At 43.7% G+C, this 18,039-nt stretch carries 18 protein-coding genes and 1 tRNA gene; 9 read left to right on the top strand and 10 right to left on the bottom strand.

The window, feature by feature from the left end; all coding sequences use genetic code 11:
* Nucleotides 1-115 precede the first annotated feature (115 nt).
* Entirely contained in the window at nucleotides 116-2,527 is a 2,412-nt protein-coding gene (locus DW033_RS20420; RefSeq protein WP_122383091.1) for a TonB-dependent receptor, read from the bottom strand.
* 121 nt (nucleotides 2,528-2,648) lie between these two features.
* Here DW033_RS20420 and DW033_RS20415 point away from each other — a divergent pair, with 121 nt between their 5' ends.
* The 4 genes from DW033_RS20415 to DW033_RS20400 are packed head-to-tail and all read left to right on the top strand — an operon-like array spanning nucleotide 2,649 to nucleotide 5,106.
* Nucleotides 2,649-3,209: a nitroreductase family protein gene (locus DW033_RS20415; protein ID WP_005861528.1), complete on the top strand. Its 561-nt coding sequence runs from the start codon at nucleotides 2,649-2,651 to the stop codon at nucleotides 3,207-3,209.
* Complete coding sequence (locus DW033_RS20410; RefSeq protein ID WP_005865792.1) at nucleotides 3,206-3,973, top strand: Rossmann-like and DUF2520 domain-containing protein; 768 nt, start codon at nucleotides 3,206-3,208, stop codon at nucleotides 3,971-3,973. The genes DW033_RS20415 and DW033_RS20410 overlap by 4 nt, the downstream gene beginning before the upstream one ends.
* The gene (locus DW033_RS20405; RefSeq protein WP_005865795.1) at nucleotides 3,966-4,487 is read left to right on the top strand and encodes an HAD family hydrolase; all 522 of its coding nucleotides are present in this window, start codon (nucleotides 3,966-3,968) and stop codon (nucleotides 4,485-4,487) included. Before DW033_RS20410 ends, DW033_RS20405 begins: the two co-directional genes overlap by 8 nt.
* 37 nt (nucleotides 4,488-4,524) lie before the next feature.
* Nucleotides 4,525-5,106 (top strand): Maf-like protein, encoded by a 582-nt coding sequence (locus DW033_RS20400; RefSeq protein ID WP_005865796.1) that lies wholly within the window; start codon nucleotides 4,525-4,527, stop codon nucleotides 5,104-5,106.
* A 2-nt stretch (nucleotides 5,107-5,108) separates the two neighbouring features.
* On the opposite strand, the gene DW033_RS20395 is transcribed toward DW033_RS20400, so the two are convergent.
* The 9 genes from DW033_RS20395 to DW033_RS20350 all read right to left on the bottom strand — a co-directional run bounded on the left by DW033_RS20395 (nucleotide 5,109) and on the right by DW033_RS20350 (nucleotide 12,518).
* Nucleotides 5,109-5,486 (bottom strand): hypothetical protein, encoded by a 378-nt coding sequence (locus tag DW033_RS20395; protein ID WP_005865798.1) that lies wholly within the window; start codon nucleotides 5,484-5,486, stop codon nucleotides 5,109-5,111.
* 8 nt (nucleotides 5,487-5,494) lie between these two features.
* Complete coding sequence (locus tag DW033_RS20390) at nucleotides 5,495-6,526, bottom strand: FAD:protein FMN transferase (RefSeq protein WP_008778034.1); 1,032 nt, start codon at nucleotides 6,524-6,526, stop codon at nucleotides 5,495-5,497.
* 22 nt (nucleotides 6,527-6,548) lie between these two features.
* Nucleotides 6,549-8,273 (bottom strand): dihydroxy-acid dehydratase, encoded by a 1,725-nt coding sequence (gene ilvD / locus DW033_RS20385; RefSeq protein ID WP_005865802.1) that lies wholly within the window; start codon nucleotides 8,271-8,273, stop codon nucleotides 6,549-6,551.
* Between the two features lie 44 nt (nucleotides 8,274-8,317).
* Nucleotides 8,318-8,884 (bottom strand): manganese efflux pump MntP family protein, encoded by a 567-nt coding sequence (locus DW033_RS20380; protein WP_005865804.1) that lies wholly within the window; start codon nucleotides 8,882-8,884, stop codon nucleotides 8,318-8,320.
* 1 nt (nucleotide 8,885) lies between these two features.
* Nucleotides 8,886-9,407, bottom strand: coding sequence for a nitroreductase family protein (locus tag DW033_RS20375; RefSeq protein ID WP_122383090.1), 522 nt, complete (start codon nucleotides 9,405-9,407; stop codon nucleotides 8,886-8,888).
* Nucleotides 9,404-10,354 (bottom strand): glycosyltransferase family 2 protein, encoded by a 951-nt coding sequence (locus tag DW033_RS20370; RefSeq protein WP_005865808.1) that lies wholly within the window; start codon nucleotides 10,352-10,354, stop codon nucleotides 9,404-9,406. The genes DW033_RS20375 and DW033_RS20370 overlap by 4 nt, the downstream gene beginning before the upstream one ends.
* 21 nt (nucleotides 10,355-10,375) lie before the next feature.
* Entirely contained in the window at nucleotides 10,376-10,906 is a 531-nt protein-coding gene (locus DW033_RS20365) for a DUF4199 domain-containing protein (protein ID WP_008774125.1), read from the bottom strand.
* A gap of 126 nt (nucleotides 10,907-11,032) precedes the next feature.
* A tRNA-Thr gene (locus tag DW033_RS20360) sits at nucleotides 11,033-11,106 on the bottom strand.
* A gap of 365 nt (nucleotides 11,107-11,471) precedes the next feature.
* Nucleotides 11,472-12,518, bottom strand: coding sequence for a DUF2776 domain-containing protein (locus DW033_RS20350; RefSeq protein ID WP_057327072.1), 1,047 nt, complete (start codon nucleotides 12,516-12,518; stop codon nucleotides 11,472-11,474).
* Nucleotides 12,519-12,554: 36 nt separating this feature from the next.
* Here DW033_RS20350 and DW033_RS20345 point away from each other — a divergent pair, with 36 nt between their 5' ends.
* The 5 genes from DW033_RS20345 (at nucleotide 12,555) to DW033_RS20325 (ending at nucleotide 18,022) form a co-directional block, all read left to right on the top strand.
* The gene (locus DW033_RS20345; protein WP_005861554.1) at nucleotides 12,555-13,382 is read left to right on the top strand and encodes a type III pantothenate kinase; all 828 of its coding nucleotides are present in this window, start codon (nucleotides 12,555-12,557) and stop codon (nucleotides 13,380-13,382) included.
* Complete coding sequence (locus tag DW033_RS20340; RefSeq protein ID WP_005865814.1) at nucleotides 13,369-14,649, top strand: membrane protein; 1,281 nt, start codon at nucleotides 13,369-13,371, stop codon at nucleotides 14,647-14,649. The genes DW033_RS20345 and DW033_RS20340 overlap by 14 nt, the downstream gene beginning before the upstream one ends.
* An 85-nt stretch (nucleotides 14,650-14,734) precedes the next feature.
* Nucleotides 14,735-16,099, top strand: coding sequence for a lipopolysaccharide assembly protein LapB (locus DW033_RS20335; RefSeq protein WP_005865816.1), 1,365 nt, complete (start codon nucleotides 14,735-14,737; stop codon nucleotides 16,097-16,099).
* 2 nt (nucleotides 16,100-16,101) lie between these two features.
* The gene (gene lptC / locus DW033_RS20330; RefSeq protein ID WP_008774124.1) at nucleotides 16,102-16,767 is read left to right on the top strand and encodes an LPS export ABC transporter periplasmic protein LptC; all 666 of its coding nucleotides are present in this window, start codon (nucleotides 16,102-16,104) and stop codon (nucleotides 16,765-16,767) included.
* A gap of 1 nt (nucleotide 16,768) precedes the next feature.
* Nucleotides 16,769-18,022 (top strand): hemolysin family protein, encoded by a 1,254-nt coding sequence (locus tag DW033_RS20325; protein WP_005865821.1) that lies wholly within the window; start codon nucleotides 16,769-16,771, stop codon nucleotides 18,020-18,022.
* Nucleotides 18,023-18,039: the final 17 nt, after the last annotated feature.

Raw genomic sequence — 18,039 nt, 5'->3', positions numbered from 1 at the left:
TAAAGATTTAGTAAATGTTTGTTTCTATTGTGTGCAAATGTACACTACTTTTTATGAATGAGGAAATAATTTTTTGTTTTTATCTCCCAGTAAATGTGTTTAAAGATACATTTTATTAAAAATCGACAATCAGACGAACGTTCAATTGACGTCCGGTCAGATAGTTTGGAACTGCGTATTGGACATTATATACATCTGTTATCCAATAGTAGGAACTAACATTTTTGATGTCTAATATGTTAAACACATCCAGACCTAGCCAAATGTTTTTCAAATGGCGGAAGAAGCCCCTGTCCATGATAGCGTCCGTGCCTCCTGCCAATTGATAGGAGAGGCCGATATCCACACGTTTGTAGGCGGGCGTACGGAAATAGCCGGCTTCGTATCCTTTGCCCGGGATTGTCTGGGGAAGTCCTCCGGATAGAACTCCTTTCAGATTTAGCTTGACTCGTTTATAGCCCGGGAAATAATCTTGAAAGAAGAGTGAGATGTTGTAGCCTTGGCTATTGGCCATAGGAACGGTCGTTGTTTCCCGGATGGTTTGCTGGGCTTTCATCAAGGAGAAGCTGATCCATGAGTCGGTACCCGGTACGAATTCTCCGAAGAATTTGACATCGAGTCCCATGGCGTAACCTTTGGCGCAGTTCTCGCCGTAATAGCGGATCTTGACGTTATCTACGGTGTAGGGATTCAGATTGTCCAGCTTTTTATAGTACATCTCGGCGGTCACCTTGAAATTCCGGTCTACGGCACGGAACGTATAATCTCCTCCCAATATGAAATGGATGGAGCGTTGTGACTTTAGATCTTTGTTCAATACCGTGATATTATTGCCGTTCTTATCTTTGTCTACTCTACGTAATTCCTTGTAGAAGGGCGATTGATAATACAGTCCGGTGGCGAAACGGAGCGTCAAGTCTTGGTCGAAGTTCGGGATAAAGCCCAATGAGGCACGGGGACTGAAAAGGAACTCCTTATTATAAGTCCAATAACTACCTCTAACCCCTGCGACTAACGTGAACAGACCTTGCTTGGTCCTGAATTTGAACGCGTCTTGCGCATAAGCGGAAAAGCGTGTGCTTTCTATCTGATTATCAGAAAAGAGGTTCGAATATACACTTACGTTATTACCGGTTTGGGGCAAAGAATAACCTGAGGAATCCCTTTTTTCCCATTCACTGATCTTATCATTGATTTTCTCCATTTGTACCGTGGCTCCCCATTTCAACGTATTGTTTAAAAGGCGGGCCATCCCATAATGCCCGACATTCATGACGGTGGAGTTCAAACGGTTTCGTGCGTGCTCGTGATAACGGCCTACGGACATGGCGGCTGACGCGTCGTCATCCGGATTTTCCGCTCCGTTCTCGCTCAGCCAATATTCTCCGGCGATATCGTATCCCTCTTCTTCCTTGCTTTTGAAAGCGGAGGCTTGAAGTCCCAACTCTGTGTTCTCATTGGGGTTGTGTTTCAATGTAAGCGCACCGAATAAGGTTTGGAAACGGTCTCTTTCCCTTCCGTCGAAATAGACTTTGAAGTTCTTGGGATGCTCGGCTGTACCGAAAGAGGTTTCCCGGCTATAAGGGGTGAATTTATAATTATTGTTAGCGAGGTTTCCCAAGAAATTGATTTCCCATTTAGGGGCCAATTGGTACGTGATGTAAGTTTGCAGATCGATAAATTTAGGGTCGTATTCAGCGTCTGTATCCATGGTACCCAAGATAGACCGACCGCTTTTAAAGCGGAAACCCGTTACTTGGGTAAATTTACCGATAGAACTGCCTACATAAGCATTTGCGCCCAACAAGCTCGCAGAAGCCGAGCCTTCGAACATCTTAGGCTTTTTATAGGTAATATCCAGCACGGAACTCATCTTGTCTCCGTAACGAGCCTCGAAGCCACCGGCGGCGAAATTGACCGCCTCCGTCAGGTCCGGATTGATAAAGCTAAGGCCCTCTTGTTGTCCCGAGCGAATCAGAAGCGGACGGAATACCTCGATCCCATTCACATAAACGATATTTTCATCATAACTACCTCCACGTACGGAGTACTGGGAACTTAACTCGTTATTGGACGATACTCCGGCAAACGTAACGACCAAGCTCTCTATACTACCTCCGGAGGGATCGGGCAATAACTTAATTTTGTCCGCATTTAGGGACTCCATGGTCGTGGTCTGCTTGCGGATGGCAGTAACGGATACTTCCCCTAAATCAAATGAGGTATTGTTCATCTGTACGTTCAGGCGCATATCGGCTTGTGCCGAAGGAATGATACGTTCAGCTTTATTATATCCCAGACAAGAGTAAATAACGGAGATAGAATCCCCCGGCGATATGGAAAAGGAATAATATCCCTTCTCGTTGGTCATGGAGCCGATCAACGTGTTCTTAACCCGGACATTCACTAATTCCAGAGGGTTACCGTCGGCGTCACGGACATAACCAGTGATTTTTATGCGGCCTTCGCCAAAGGCACTCACGGAAATAAGTATAAATAGCAGCGCGGCTATCGCACGAATCTTCATAATCTATTGTTCAATTATAAAAATACTAACGAGAAAAAAGAACGATACGTATATATGGGTGCAAAAAATTATATTTATATTTGCGAATCTTAATATTAAAAGAGTACAAAGAACGAAAAAAATGGAGAGTTTTGCAACACTTATACAAAATAGAAGAAGTACACGTAAGTTTACCGAACAACTACTTTCACCCGAGCAGGTAGAACTGATCTTGAAAGCGGCGTTGATGGCTCCGGCCTCAAAACGTAGTAATCCTTGGCAGTTCGTGGTCGTGGAAGATAAGGAAATGTTGAAGAAACTTGCCGGGTGTAAGAAAAATGGTTCCGCTTTTCTGGAGGGTTGTGCCTTGGCCGTGGTTGTCTTGGCGAATGTGATGGAAAGCGATGTTTGGATCGAGGACGCTTCGGTCGCTTCTATTTATATGCAATTGCAGGCGGAGGATTTGGGATTGGGCAGTTGCTGGTGTCAGATCCGGAACCGGGTAACAGAGGACGAGGCGGATTCGAATAATTATGTTCGTTCGTTGCTGGATATCCCTTATCAATTGGATGTCTTGTCTATCATTGGTATCGGTTATAAGGATCAGGTTCGTAAGCCTTTTGATGAATCCCATTTACAATGGGAGAAGATACATATAGGAAAGTTCTCTCTTCCGGAAGAAAATAAAGAGGCGGAAGAATGAGAGTCGTATTTGTTGGTGCTGGAAACTTAGCTACCCGGCTTTCGTTGGAAATGCGTAAGTCCGGAATGAGTATCGGGCAAGTGTATAGTCACACAAGTGAGCATGCTAAGATTTTAGCCGATGAATTGGGATGTGGGTGGACTGTTGTCCCGGAAGATATTGTGGAAGATGCCGACTTGTATGTTTTCTCTTTGAAAGATGCCGTGCTCCAAGATGTTATCGCCCGTGTAAAACCGAATAACGGTTTGTGGGTGCATACGGCAGGGAGTATGCCAATCTCTGTATTTGAAGGTCTTACGGCTAGATATGGGGTGGTTTATGCGTTACAAACGTTTAGTAAGAGTAGGGAGGTGGATTTCAAGAAAATACCGTTCTTTTTAGAGGCGAACTCGTCTGAAGATGAGAAGGTGCTGGGAGAGGTGGCTAGGGCGCTCTCCAGTGATGTCCGTTTCCTCTCCTCCGAGAAGCGAAAGAACTTACATTTAGCGGCGGTTTTCGCTTGTAATTTTACGAATCATATGTATGCGCTAGCTGAAAAGATCTTGGAAGAACAGCAAATACCGGGAGAGGTCTTGCTACCTTTGATAGACGAGACAGCCGCTAAGGTACATGTAATGTCGCCGGCGCGAGCCCAAACGGGACCAGCTATACGATATGACGAGAATGTGATAAACAAACATATGGCTATGCTTAAAGATCCGGATATGCGAAATCTATATGAGCTGATTAGCCGAAGTATACATAAGGAGGCTCGACATGAGTAGTATAAACTATGATTTGAGAAAAATAAAGGCTTTTGTCTTTGATGTAGACGGGGTGCTATCCTGCGATGTGATTCCGCTTCACCCGAATGGCGATCCGATGCGTACGGTCAATATCAAGGATGGCTATGCCTTGCAATTGGCCGTGAAGAAAGGTTATGAGGTCGCTATAATTACGGGCGGATATACGGAAGCCGTACAGATTCGCTTTTCTCGTTTAGGAATACAACATATTTATATGCGTAGCGCTGTAAAGGTGCATGACTTTAAGGATTTTATGGAAAAAACGGGCTTGTCTCCTGAGCAAATCATGTATGCGGGTGATGATATTCCTGATTATGAGGTAATGACGCGAGTCGGATTGCCGGTGGCACCTGCGGATGCGGCTCCGGAGATCAAGGAGATAGCGAAATATATATCCTCCCGGCGAGGTGGCGAAGGCGTAGCTAGGGACGTGATCGAGCAAACGATGCGGGCGCAAGGACACTGGTTCGGCGAGGAGGCTTTTGGGTGGTAAAATTTTGGTGAATGTGTAACGCTTAATCGAATAGGTTATGTTAGAGAATTTAAAAAAGTACAAGATCGTCTTAGCCTCTAATTCTCCGAGACGACGGAATTTGTTATCTGGTCTGGATATCGACTTCGAGGTGAGGATAATTCCGGATATTGACGAGTCTTACCCGGATTCTATTGACTCCATGGAGATCCCTTTATATATTGCCCGTTCGAAAGCGGAGGCCTATAAATCGACTATGGCGGATGATGAATTGCTAATCACGGCAGATACGATCGTTTGGACGTTTGACGGGGTTATGGGGAAGCCTGCGAACCGGGAGGAAGCTTATGCTATGCTTCATGCTTTGTCGGATCATGTACATCAGGTAATAACCGGCGTTTGTATCATGACGAAGGACAAAAATGTAGGCTTTTCCGTCGAATCTGCGGTTTGTTTCGCAAAATTGGGTGATGAAGAGATTAATTATTATTTGGATAAATATAAACCTTATGATAAAGCGGGAGGGTATGGCATTCAGGAGTGGATCGGTTATATCGGGGTAGAGGCTATCAATGGTAGCTTTTATAACGTGATGGGATTACCTGTGCAAAAGCTTTATCAGGAATTGAAACATTTTTAATCTCAATTCAAGGTAAAGTATTTATCCTTCATATAATATTCTATCTGATTTAATGTGTGCGCTAAGGCTGGGGGAATCGGTAAGACGACCGGTTTCTCCACATTCCATTCCGGGTCATTTATGATCATGTCGGATAGGCTGCCCGCATGTATTAAGATAAGGCGGGTAGGGGCTGAGGCTATAACCTTATGATTGGTGTTTTGCGCAAGTAGCATGAAATGATCTTTTGCCACTTCCGCTATATGTGTCCCTTCTTGGCTGTAAATAATAAGTTTTCCCGAAAATACGAAGATTAATAGATTATCCGTGGTTGTGGTATTAAACAGGGAATCTCCGGCTCTCAGTATTTTGCATTCAAGTTGATTTAGATAACGCTTCATGTAGGAACTTAAGGATTTTCGAGGATAGCCAATGTTTTTCTGTTAGGAAGGTATTCCAACATACCTTTTGAGTAGGTGACTTTCTGTTGTCCGTTGTTGTCCGCATAAATAATAAAATACTCTATTTGGGGGATGGATTGTGCCAGTAGCTTCGCTTTCTCGACTCCCAAAACCATGAAAGTCGTAGCGTAAGCGTCTGCTGTCATACAATCTTCCGCCACGATGGTTGCGCTAAGAATATTTTGTCCAGCGGGATAACCGGTCGCCGGATTGATCGTATGGGCATATTTCTTACCATCCTTGATGTAGAAGTTTCGGTAGTCACCAGAAGTAGCCACACCCCCTTTTTGGCATAATTGTACGATCTCTTCAACATCATTTGTTACGCCACTTGTCCCTATTTCCGGCTTGTTGATGCCGACTCGCCAACAGTCACCTTGTTGATTTACGCCTTTCATGGTGACCTCACCACCTATTTCTACCATGTAGTTCTTTACGCCTTCCTTTTCCAGCAGGCGGGCGATGACATCGCAAGCATAACCTTTTGCGATGGACGAACAATTCAATAGAATCCGGGGATCTTCTTTGATGATTTTCTTTCCTTCCAATCTCACTTTTTGATAACCGACGAAAGCCTTTATGCTATCGATCATCTGCGGGGTTACGCTATCCATCTTACTGAATCCGAATCCCCATAGATTAATTAATGGAGCACAAGTAATATCAAAAGCTCCTCCTGATTTTTGGGAGATTTCTTCCGCCTTATTGAATACTTCGGTAAACCATTCGTCTACCTCCACATCCTCGTTATTATTGACTTTCGCGATCGTGGAGTTGGGGTTGAAAGGATTTAAGGAGAGGTTAAAACGTTGCAGCTCGCTGTCGATCTTATCGGTTAGGATTTGCTTGGCCTTGTATTTGATGTGGTAACTTGTATGAAAAACAGAACCACTCTCTTCGAAATATTGGCCCTTGTCCGAGCAAGCCGTATGCGATAAGATCAACAGGCTGACTAATATGGTAATATTCTTGCGCATCATTATGAAATTTTATGTCGCGAACTTACATAAAAAATTCCATATATGCCCCTTTCATGGGGGAGACGCTATTGTGTGTATAAATATCAAGGATTCCTTTTTTATATTGTGACTCTGGTTTTATCCAATGTGCACGCCTTTCGGATAGGATCTTTTCTATCTCTTCCACGCTTCTCTCAATACTGTCGGTACCGATTATATCCAATGTTCTCGCTGGAATATCGATACGGATCAAGTCATCGTTTTCAACCAAGGCGATTGGTCCCCCCTCGGAAGCCTCCGGGGATACATGTCCGATCGCCGGGCCTCGGGTCGCTCCGGAGAAACGACCGTCGGTGATCAATGCGATGGTCTCTACCAACTCAGGATCGGAGGCGATCGCTTCTGTCGTATAAAACATTTCTGGCATTCCACTTCCTTTCGGTCCTTCATAACGGATAAATACCGCTTCTCCCGGATGGATTTTCTTTTGTAATACCGCCTCAATAGCGTTCTCCTCACAATCGAATACCCTCGCTTTCAGGGTGACTTGCATCAAGCGGGGTGAAATCGCCGAATGTTTTACGACTGCCCCTTCGGGCGCTAAATTTCCTTTCAATATAGCGATGGCTCCTTGTGCCTTGATCGGTGTATGAAAAGGTTTGATAATATCGCCAACCTTTACTCCTAGGGCAGGAAGATATTTATGGCAATTCTCATAGAAGCCGTTGAGTTGTAAATCTTTTAAGTTTTCTTCCAATGTTTTGCCGGTAACAGTCATGACGTCGAGATGGAGGAATTCTTTGATTTCTTCCATGATCGCCGGTACGCCTCCCGCATACCAGAAATATTCGCCGGGCCAAAAACCGCTGGGACGTATATTTAAAAGGTAGGGGATCTTACGATGTATCTTGTCGAACAAATCCGGTGATAACTGGATTCCCAGTTCATGGGCGATAGCTGGAAGATGAAGCAGGCTGTTGCTGGAACCCGCTATGGCGGCATGTACCATGATCGCATTTTCAAACGCTTGTATCGTCATGATATCGGAGGGTTTTAACTCTTCTTTCGCCAGTCCGAGTGCATGTTCTCCGGCTTTACGGGCGGTTTCTTTTAACTCGGGTAAATGGGCGGGGATCAAGGCGGAGCCCGGTAAAGCGATGCCAAGCGCTTCTGCCATTACTTGCATTGTAGAGGCGGTACCCATGAAAGAGCAAGCTCCACAATCCGGACATGCGTCACGCTTATAAACCATGAATTGTTCTTCCGTTATTTCTTTTCGCTCGTACTGGGCGCTATAGGTACCGATTTGTTCTAACGTGAGTAGGTTGGGACCGGCTTTCATTATACCACCAGGCATGAATATAGCAGGCATATCTAGCCGGGCTATCGCCATCAAATGCGCAGGGACGGATTTGTCGCAACTGGCTATAAAGACACCAGCGTCGAAAGGAGTCGCTTTTACATGAATCTCCATCATGGCGGCCATGATATCACGGGAGACTAATGAGTAGTTCATACCATCGTGTCCCTGCGCCTCTCCATCACAAATATCAGTGACGAAGTAGTTTGCGGCACGTCCCCCCTTTTCCTTTATACCGATTCCGGCCTCGTCCACCAATTTATCCAGATGGGCGCTTCCCGGATGGCTATGTCCGTAACTGCTTTCTACAATGATTTGCGGTTTACTCAATTCGTCGATTTTCCAACCGCTGCCTAGCCGGAGTGAATCCAGCTCCGGCGCTAGTTTTCGTAATTGCTGGCTTTTCATGTCTATTAATTAATGTATAAGGTTATTTATTCAATAAGGTATCCCTAGCTAAAGAATACATGCTCTATCAAAATCTTTGTACCGATACCGATTAAGATTAAACCTCCGATGAGGTCCAGCTTCAAGTCGATTCTCTTGCCGAATCGGTTACCGAAATAGACGCCGAAGGCAGAGATAGCGAAGGTGACAACACCGATAGTCGAGGCTTGCAGCAAGAGCGGTGATTTTAAGATCGCCAGAGAGATTCCTACGGCGAGGGCATCGATACTTGTCGCTATTCCCAATCCGCATAATGTCCGGTTACATAGAGGATCGAATTTCCCGTCTTCCTCCTCTTCCTTCGCGCTATCGTATATCATTTTTCCACCTAAGTAAAGCAAGAGGGTAAATGCGATCCAATGATCGAAGGCGCAAATGTATTTTTCGAATCCTAATCCCATCGTATAACCAATCACGGTCATTCCGGCTTGGAATATACCGAGCACGCTCGCTATCTTAATAATATTACCGGCGGTGCAGTTGTTCTTAAGAACTGCGCCGCCGGTAACTGATACTGCTAGGCTATCCATGGATAAGCCGATCGCTAGTAGCAGAACTTCAATGTATAACATACTAGAATGATTCCCGTTTAATAATTTCTTCTATGGGCTTACGTTTCTTTGGAGTCTCATCGAATAATGCCGGGTCGGAAGGATAGCCGAACGGTATCAGTACAACAGGCTCGATCGTTTCCGGAATTTTAAAATGTTTACGGCAAAGCTCCGTGTCGAAATTGCAAACCCAACAAGTACCCAATCCTTGTTCGGCAGCGGCTAAACAAATGTGTTCCGTGGCGATAGCCGTATCGATATCCATATGATCCTTATGATCGCCCCGTTTCCAAGATTGCTGATGATCTCCGCAAACGATCAAGTAATAAGGCGCTTGCTTGAACCATTCCCGGGGATAGCATTCTTGTAATTTAGCTTTTCCTTCCGCACTTTGAACCCATACAAAATAACAAGGTTGATAATTTACCGCCGAAGGGGCCAAACGAGCTGCTTCTAGGATATAATCAATCTTTTCTTGCTCTACGTTTTTGGGGGCATACTTTCGGATAGAGCAACGTTTTCTCGCTAATTCTAGGAAACTCATATCTCATCCTCTATTTTATAGTTATTGCGATTCGGAGAATTGCGGGAAATCAACTCCCCGATAAAGCCCGCTAGGAACATCTGGGTTCCCAGAATCATCGCTGTCAATGAAATATAGAAATAAGGGGAACTTGTAACCAAAGGTCTTAGATCTCCAGAGTACATCGAGATCAATTTCATGCTGAGTACGATTACTAGAGCGATAAAACCAATGAAGAACATAGCGCTTCCCCATAAACCGAAGAAGTGCATCGGTTTCTTTCCGAATTTGGAAGTAAACCAAAGCGTGATCAAATCAAGATAACCGTTCACGAAGCGATCCAACCCGAATTTAGTAGTTCCGTACTTGCGGGCTTGATGTTTCACTACTTTCTCGCCAATCTTGTGAAATCCGGCAATCTTAGCTAAATAAGGTATGTAACGGTGCATATCGTTATACACCTCTATATTTTTAATGACAACATTCTTATACGCTTTCAATCCGCAATTGAAATCGTGTAAGTTCTTTATTCCCGAGAATTTACGAGCTGTTGCGTTGAATAATTTCGTGGGGATCGTCTTAGACAACGGGTCATATCTTTTCTTTTTCCAACCGGATACCAGATCGTACCCGTCTTCGGTGATCATCCGGTAAAGTTCGGGTATCTCATCCGGGCTGTCCTGTAGATCGGCGTCCATGGTAATGACTACGTCACCTTTAGCCCGCTGGAATCCGCAGTGCAATCCCGGCGACTTGCCGTAGTTGCGACGGAACTTGATTCCCCGGATATGTGGAGAACGTTGTTTCAACTCCTCGATCACTTCCCAAGAATTATCTGTACTACCGTCATTCACGAAAATGACTTCGTAGGTATAATTGTGTTCTTTCATCACCCGCTCTATCCACGAGAATAACTCGGGTAAAGACTCGGCTTCGTTATACAACGGGATAACAACTGATATGTCCATTATTTGTCTGTAATTAACTTTTTAGCGGTTTTCAGTGATGGAACCAGTCGAATTGTTCCTGCACAAGAGAGCCGCTACCGGTATAGAAAGTATGATGCCGTAAAATACGTTATTAAATATTCCTTGTATGGCCATATGGATTGGCGAGATGCGAATATTGCTGAGCGAGTCGAGCATATCCGAGCTAACTTGGCTATCTTTTAATGCAGTCGTTAATTGCCCGATCGCATTTGCCACGAAATCAGGTGGGGCGATGAACTGATAAAAGACAAAGTATTCAAGCGAGACGATCAATGCGGCGAAAAAATACAACATCGTGCCGAATCTCCATGCATGAAAGAAACTGATCCTTCCACCGATGTCGTGCCGATATCTTTTCGTCATGTAGTAGGCGATGAAAGGGACGGCGAGCGTCAATAGCCAATAGACAAGACTCAAGGAGGGGACGGAAACGCTGAAGATGAAAAAGATGTATTTCACTACCCAATATATACCCATGGCCAAACCATAAGTCATAGCGCCTTTTAAAAGTAAATTCTTATTCTCTTCCATGATGTTGCTGTTTTGAATTCTTATCAGCAAAGTTAATATATTAATGCAAATGCGCAACTATATTATGTCTAAAATAGAAAAAAGGAAGCCTACGTATAAGCTTCCTTTTAAGTTGTGTTTTATCTGAGCCTCTTGTCGGATTCGAACCAACGACCCCGAGATTACAAATCACGTGCTCTGGCCAACTGAGCTAAAGAGGCAGGTGGGTAAGCTTACTACATCGCGCCGCTACAACCAAGTACCCTTGCTGCGGTCAAGCCCTGGGGGATTCCGAGGGAGCATGCCGTGTAGGACTTACCCGGGTGCAAAAGTAGATATTATTTTTTACTTTGCAAGCGTTTTCTTACTCTTGGGATGATAATTGTTTATAAAGAATTGAAAACCTTATGCTTTTGGTAGTGTTAAAGAATGTTTTATGTGTTGTGGCCGATGGTTTATCAAAGAATGTTGATTTTTTCATTGTGAGGAAAAAACATTTTCATCATGAAGAAAAAGTATTTTCACCGTGAAGAAAAAGTATTTTCACCGTGAAGAAAAAGTATTTTCATCACGATGAAAAAACAGTTTACTTGGAAGAGGTTCCGCTTTCCAATATGCTGACGATGGAGAACAACGTAAAGCAGATCGCTCCCAGTCCGGCCAATACCCGTGCGGGAATGGCATAATAACTATGCTCGGCCGCCATCTCGAAAAGGAAAGCGGAGAGGAAAAGGCAGAATAAAGCCGTGAATATAGGAATTAATGGAATCCGGTTGGCAAGCTTGAATTCTTCCCTCCATATTTTAGACAGCAAGATCACCTTGCTGGAGATACTATAGCAAACTAATCCAAGGCCGATCATGATATATCCGGTTGAGGCATTAGCCGGGTCGCTATCTCCTAATACGAAGAGACCCCATATCAGACTGATAGATCCCATCAGGATGACAAAACGGTGCCATAGCCTTTTTTCCAATCGGGAATATGTGTTTCTTATTTGTCGGGCGATCGTGGCGACTAAAGCGATTAAGCTGCTGCAAATACATGCTAGTCCGGCCATCACGTGCCCGGCGACAAAGTATTGGGAATGCTCGTCGCTATGCGCTAGCAACCGGTAAGCCCAAATCCATGCGACTATGGATATAAATGATGCTACAAGGATCAAGAATATCCCTTGCCAAAAGTTGAACGCTTTGTCTGGTATTCTGGGATCGTCGCTTTTGGCGTTCATTTGTATTAAGGTGAATCGGGTAGAGGCGGTAGCCGTTGTCGCTACGCATGCGGTTATAAGGCCCACCCCGCAAATGACATGGCCCGCGACAAAGTCTGCTGGCGCCGGTGAGGACATGAGTAAGATAAAGCCCGCCAGAAAAGTGATGGTTGCCGAGAGATATCCAAGGATAGGCAAGGCGAATCTGGCCACATTATTATATGTATGGATAATTTGACGAATAATGGTCGCTGCCGTAGCGAACAAGGCTATACAAATAAAGCCAAGAGAGAATACGACAGGTCCGGCGACGAATCTGCTGGAGTCCACTCCATAGTTAAAGACAAAAAATCCATAACCGAAACAAAAGAGGGCCATTAGCAATGGAATCGCCCTGAATAAGACACTAATCCCGTAATTCATAACTTGTTTTTTATTTAGATTTTTCTTCAAACAGAGATGCGATCCTTTTTGTTCAAGAAGAATTTTAGAGGTTATACGATGTTTTTGCGTGTTATTTCATCATTTTTGTTTTTCTTTGCGGAAAATATCAGAGAAGTGAATCTTATTATAGAACAAGGTAACACGTCATCAAAGGTCGCTGTGTATAAAAATGGGCATATAGAGGCTTCTTTTGTATACAAGCAATTCGGTGTATCTGTGGTCGCTGCTCTTTTTGAGAAGTACGCTTTTACGCAAGGCATTTTATCGACGGTGATAGATACGGACGATGAGTTGATCGCTTATCTAAAAAATAAGCTTCAGCGTTTTGTCTTTCTGGATGAACATGTAGCTTTACCGATCAAGGTGGAATATGGGACGCCGAAAACGCTAGGCAAGGACCGTTTGGCCGCTGTCGTGGGGGCAAATTATTTGCGGCCGGGAAAAAATCTGCTGGTTATCGATGCCGGTACCGCTATCACGTATGAGGTGATAGAAGCGCCGGGTATCTTTCTGGGGGGGAATATCTCTCCGGGGATGACAACCCGTTTTCGAGCGTTGAACCATTTTACGAAGAAGCTGCCTTTGGTAACGGAAGAGGATGATATACCGCTTATCGGGAGAAGTACGGAAACGGCTATCCAAGCGGGTGTGGTGAATGGGATTGTTTACGAGATGGACGGATATATTGACGAGCTGAAAGTAAAATATCCGGATCTTTTGGTTTTTTTAACAGGCGGTCATTCGTTTTATTTTGAAAGACGGCTAAAAAACTCCATCTTTGCAGACATTAATTTAGTGTTGACAGGATTAAACAGAATCTTAGAGTATAATGTTGAAAATTAATAAGGTAGTAATAATAAGTTTTCTTATCTTTACACAATTGCCATTGTGGGCTCAAAATAACACGAACTCGCCTTATACGCGATTTGGATATGGAGAGTTGGCGGATCGATCTTTTGGTGCCGGAAGGGCGATGGGTGGAGTCGGTTATGGATTAAGGTCCTCTAAACAGATAAATCCATTAAATCCAGCATCTTATAGTTGCATGGATTCGTTGACATTCCTTTTTGATTTTGGTGCGTCCGGTCAGGTGTCTTGGTTCTATGACGGTACGAACAAGCAACGACAGATGAATGGAAACGTGGAGTATATCGCCATGCAATTTCCGATCACCCGGCGTTTAGCGATGAGTATTGGTTTATTACCTTATTCATATGTAGGATATGATTTCGGCGAGAGCCGTACCGAGGGCGGTTTAAGTTGGGGAGAAAGCTTTAGTGGCGAAGGTGGCTTAAGCGATGCCTATTTAGGGCTCTCCTATGATATTTGGAAGAAGCGTCTTTCCATTGGTGTGAACGCCGGATTTTTATTTGGAAATATAACACATTCCCGCAACTTGATTTTCCCGAGCTCGACAGGGGCGGACGATGTGTATAGAAACCAACGTTATGAGATTCGTGATTTAAAGTTAGATTTTGGTATTCAATATACGCATCCTTTGAGTAAGACGGAGCATGTCACGGTAGGTTTCGTTTACTCTCCCGGAAAAAAGTTGAATACGACTGTGTATGATACTCAGCTTGTCGGTTCTTCGGCTACATCCGGATATACAAGGAACGATACAATTAAGAATTATCGGTTTGATATGCCGAACTCTTACGGAGCGGGTATCTCCTATGTGAAAGAGAATCGGTTGACATTAGCCGCAGACTTCTTATATGAGGACTGGGCGAACGCTTATTTTGATAACGAGAAAGGTCAATTCAAGAATCGTACACGTGTAGCGGCTGGTGCCGAATTTATTCCTCGTTATGATAATCGTAATTATCTGGGACGTATCAGATACCGTGCCGGTTTTCATTATAGCAATTCGTACTTAAGAGTCAGTCGCTCCGAGGAGAATGGTTATAAAGGACATGGTTATAATGAATATGGGGCGAGTGTCGGTTTTGGGCTTCCATTGATCGATAACCGTTCATTAGTGAACCTGTCATTTGAATACGTGAAGATCCGTCCGGAATTACGTACAATGATTGATGAGCAGTATTTCCGGTTTACGGTGAACTATACATTTAACGAATTATGGTTTTTTAAACGAAAAGTGGATTAAACCGGGAATGGCCGAAAGGGTCTAATGAGTATGATACTTTTTTGAAGGAATATAAATATTATAGCTAACTTTAATAGAAAGAGATATGAAGATCAAAGTTTTATTACTAGCGCTTGGATGTACTATGGGTACGTTAGGCGCTTATGCGCAGAAAGGAGTAGATAATGGTACACAGTTCGGTTCCGGTGAGGATAGCGTGCGTTGTATTACCAATATCAGCTTGTTCGTTCCTTACGCGAAAGCCGGAAACTTCAAAGACGCCTTTGATTTCTGGAAGATCGTGTACGATGAGTGTCCTGCCGCTACAAAAGATATCTATTTGTACGGTGTGAAAATTATGGGCTGGAAGATCGCCCAAGAGAAAGATCCCGCTAAGAAGAAAGCTCTTATTGATGATTTGATGGGAGTTTACGACAAGCGTGTGAAATATTTTGGAAATGATCGCCGGTATGGAAAAGACTGGATCGTTGCTCGAAAAGTGCAAGATTATTTAGCGCAAACTGGCGATAATGCCGACTATAATCAGGCCTATACTTGGTTGAAAGAGATCGTTGATGAGAAAGGTGCTGATACGGAGGCTCTAGGTCTCTCCTTGTTTAGTTTCTCTTCTATGAAGAAAATGGTTAACGATCCGAACTTCAAAGAGCAGTATATTCAAGATTATTTGAAGGTTTCTGGTGGCTTGGATGCTCAGTTAAAAGCTGCGCAGGCTGCAAACAATCAAAAAGAAGTGAATGCCTTGACCGCATATAAGAGTGGTGTTGATAATGCCTTTGCGAATAGTGGTGCTGCCGATTGCGAGACTTTGCAGAATTTGTATGCTGCTAAGATCGAGGAGAATAAGGACAACTTACCTTATTTGAAAGAGACTATATCCTTGTTGAGAAGAACAGGTTGCCAAGAAATCGAGGCTTACTTTTTGGCATCAGACTATGCTTATCGTCAAGAACCTAGTGCCGAGGCTGCTGTTGGGCTAGGAAAGAAAGCCGTTAAGATAAAGGATTATGATACGGCTATTAAATACTTTGATGAGGCCGCGAATTTAGAAACGGACGCGACTTCAAAAGCTGATGATTATTATATGATCGCATTGTTGCTGTTTGAGCAAAATGCTTATTCAAAGGCTAGACAATATTGCCAGAAAGCTTTGGAGGTAAATCCTAACTATGGCAATGCTTATTTATTGATCGGCAAGATGTATGCCGCTACTTCTAAATCTGTCTTCCCGAATGATGGAGTATTGGCAAGAGCTGCTTATAATGCCGCTATCGATAAATTTGAGAAAGCGAAACAGGTAGATCCGAGTGTTGCTGAAGAGGCTAATACTTTGATATCATCTTATCGTGCTCACCTTCCTTCTACGGAGGAGATCTTCATGCACCCGGATTTGGAGAAGGGCAAACCTTTCACTGTCGGTGGTTGGATCGGAGAGCGTACAACGATTCGGTAATTATGATAGGAAATCGTTTTCATTGTAAAACGGAAAATATGGGCATAACAACTACCTTCGTGGTGGTTGTTATGCTTCTTTTGTTTTCTGCCTCTTGCAGTAAGGAGCATAAGGAGGTGGTTGATGTTGAGTTTGACCCGGACAAGACTTATACGATGAAGGCTACGGATGTGTCATCCTTGATCTCCGATTCTGGTATCACGAGATATCGCTTGAAAGCGAAAGAGTGGCAGATTTATGGGAAGGCGGCGGAACCCCATTGGTATTTCCCCGAGGGGATCTACGTGGAGAAGTTCGATACCTTATTCCAGACAGAAGCGAGTATTAAGGCGGATACAGCCTATTATTATGATAAAAAGGGGCTTTGGGAGCTGATCGGTAATGTAGAGGTGGAAAGTCTGCAAGGGGAGCATTTTGAGACTTCCCAATTGTTCTGGGACCAGAAGCAAGAGAAGGTTTATTCTGATAAGTTTATGCGTATCGAGCAAGAAGATAAGATCATAACAGGTATAGGTTTTGAGTCGAACCAAGATATGACTCAGTATAAGATATTTAACTCACAAGGTATTTTCCCGGTGAGCGATGCTCCGGCCGATACGACACGGACAGCTCAGGGGGATAGTGCCCGGGTAGATGTGTCACAAATAGATTCAATAAAAAGTAATTAAGGTGGGGACGCTGACTTATATTTTAATTTCCCTCGCATTTTCCGCATTCTTTTCCGGGATGGAGATCGCTTTTATCTCCTCCAATAAGCTTCGTTTCGAGCTGGATAAGAAGGAACGTAGTCTATCCAGTAAGATACTGGGTATTTTCTATCGTAATCCAAATTTGTTTATCTCTACCATGTTGGTAGGAAATAATATTGCGTTGGTCGTTTATGGTCTTCAGATGGCAATCGTATTGGAGCCGTTTATAGCCAAGGTGGTTGCGAATGAGGCATTGATCGTTTTTATCCAATCCGTGATATCTACGATCTTGATCTTGTTTGCCGGGGAGTTTATTCCCAAGACCATATTTAAGTTGAATCCTAATTTATCACTCAATATATTTGCGATACCATTATTTATCATATATATCATCCTGTATCCGGTCTCCAAGTTCTCATCCCTGCTATCTTTTTTGATTTTGAAGTTAGGGGGCGTGAAGAACTTGAAAAGTTCACCTCAGGCATTAGGCAAGGTAGACTTGGATTATTTTATACAGCAAAGTCTGGAAGATGCTCCGCAAAATTCGGATATGGATACGGAGGTTAAGATTTTCCAAAACGCCTTAGACTTCTCGAATGTCCGTTTGAGGGATTGTATCGTGCCCCGGACGGAGATTGTAGCCTGTGATACGTCGGCTACGATAGAGGAATTGCGTTCTAAGTTTATCGAGACAGGACTTTCGAAGATATTGGTGTATAACGAGAATATTGACGATATTATCGGGTATATCCATTCTTCCGAGCTTTTCAAGAATCCGGAGGATTGGACCCAGCATATCCGTAGCGTATCGATCGTTCCGGAGACGATGGCGGCGAATAAACTGATGAAACTGCTGATGCAAGAGAAGAAGAGCTTGGCTGTTGTCGTGGATGAGTTTGGCGGTACGTCGGGTATCGTGACACTTGAGGATTTGGTGGAGGAGATTTTCGGAGAGATTGAGGACGAGCACGATATGAAGTCGCATGTGGCTAAAAAAGTATCGGACAATGAGTATTTGCTGTCGGGTAGGATGGAGATTGATACCTTGAACGAAATGTTCGGGTTGGATCTTCCGGAGTCGGATGATTATGTCACCATCGCCGGTTTTATCTTGCACTTCTATCAAAAATTCCCGAAATTGAACGAGACTGTCCAGATCGATAAATATTCGTTTAAGATAATCAAAGTAACGGCTACGAAGATCGAACTTGTACGTATGAAAGTAGGGATTTGATAAAAAAAAGGATTATA

This window comes from Parabacteroides sp. AF39-10AC, assembly GCF_003635405.1.
Taxonomy (GTDB): Bacteria; Bacteroidota; Bacteroidia; order Bacteroidales; family Tannerellaceae; genus Parabacteroides; species Parabacteroides distasonis.
Note: the sequence above shows the minus strand (reverse complement) of the source record. Positions and strands in the feature narration are given on the sequence as shown.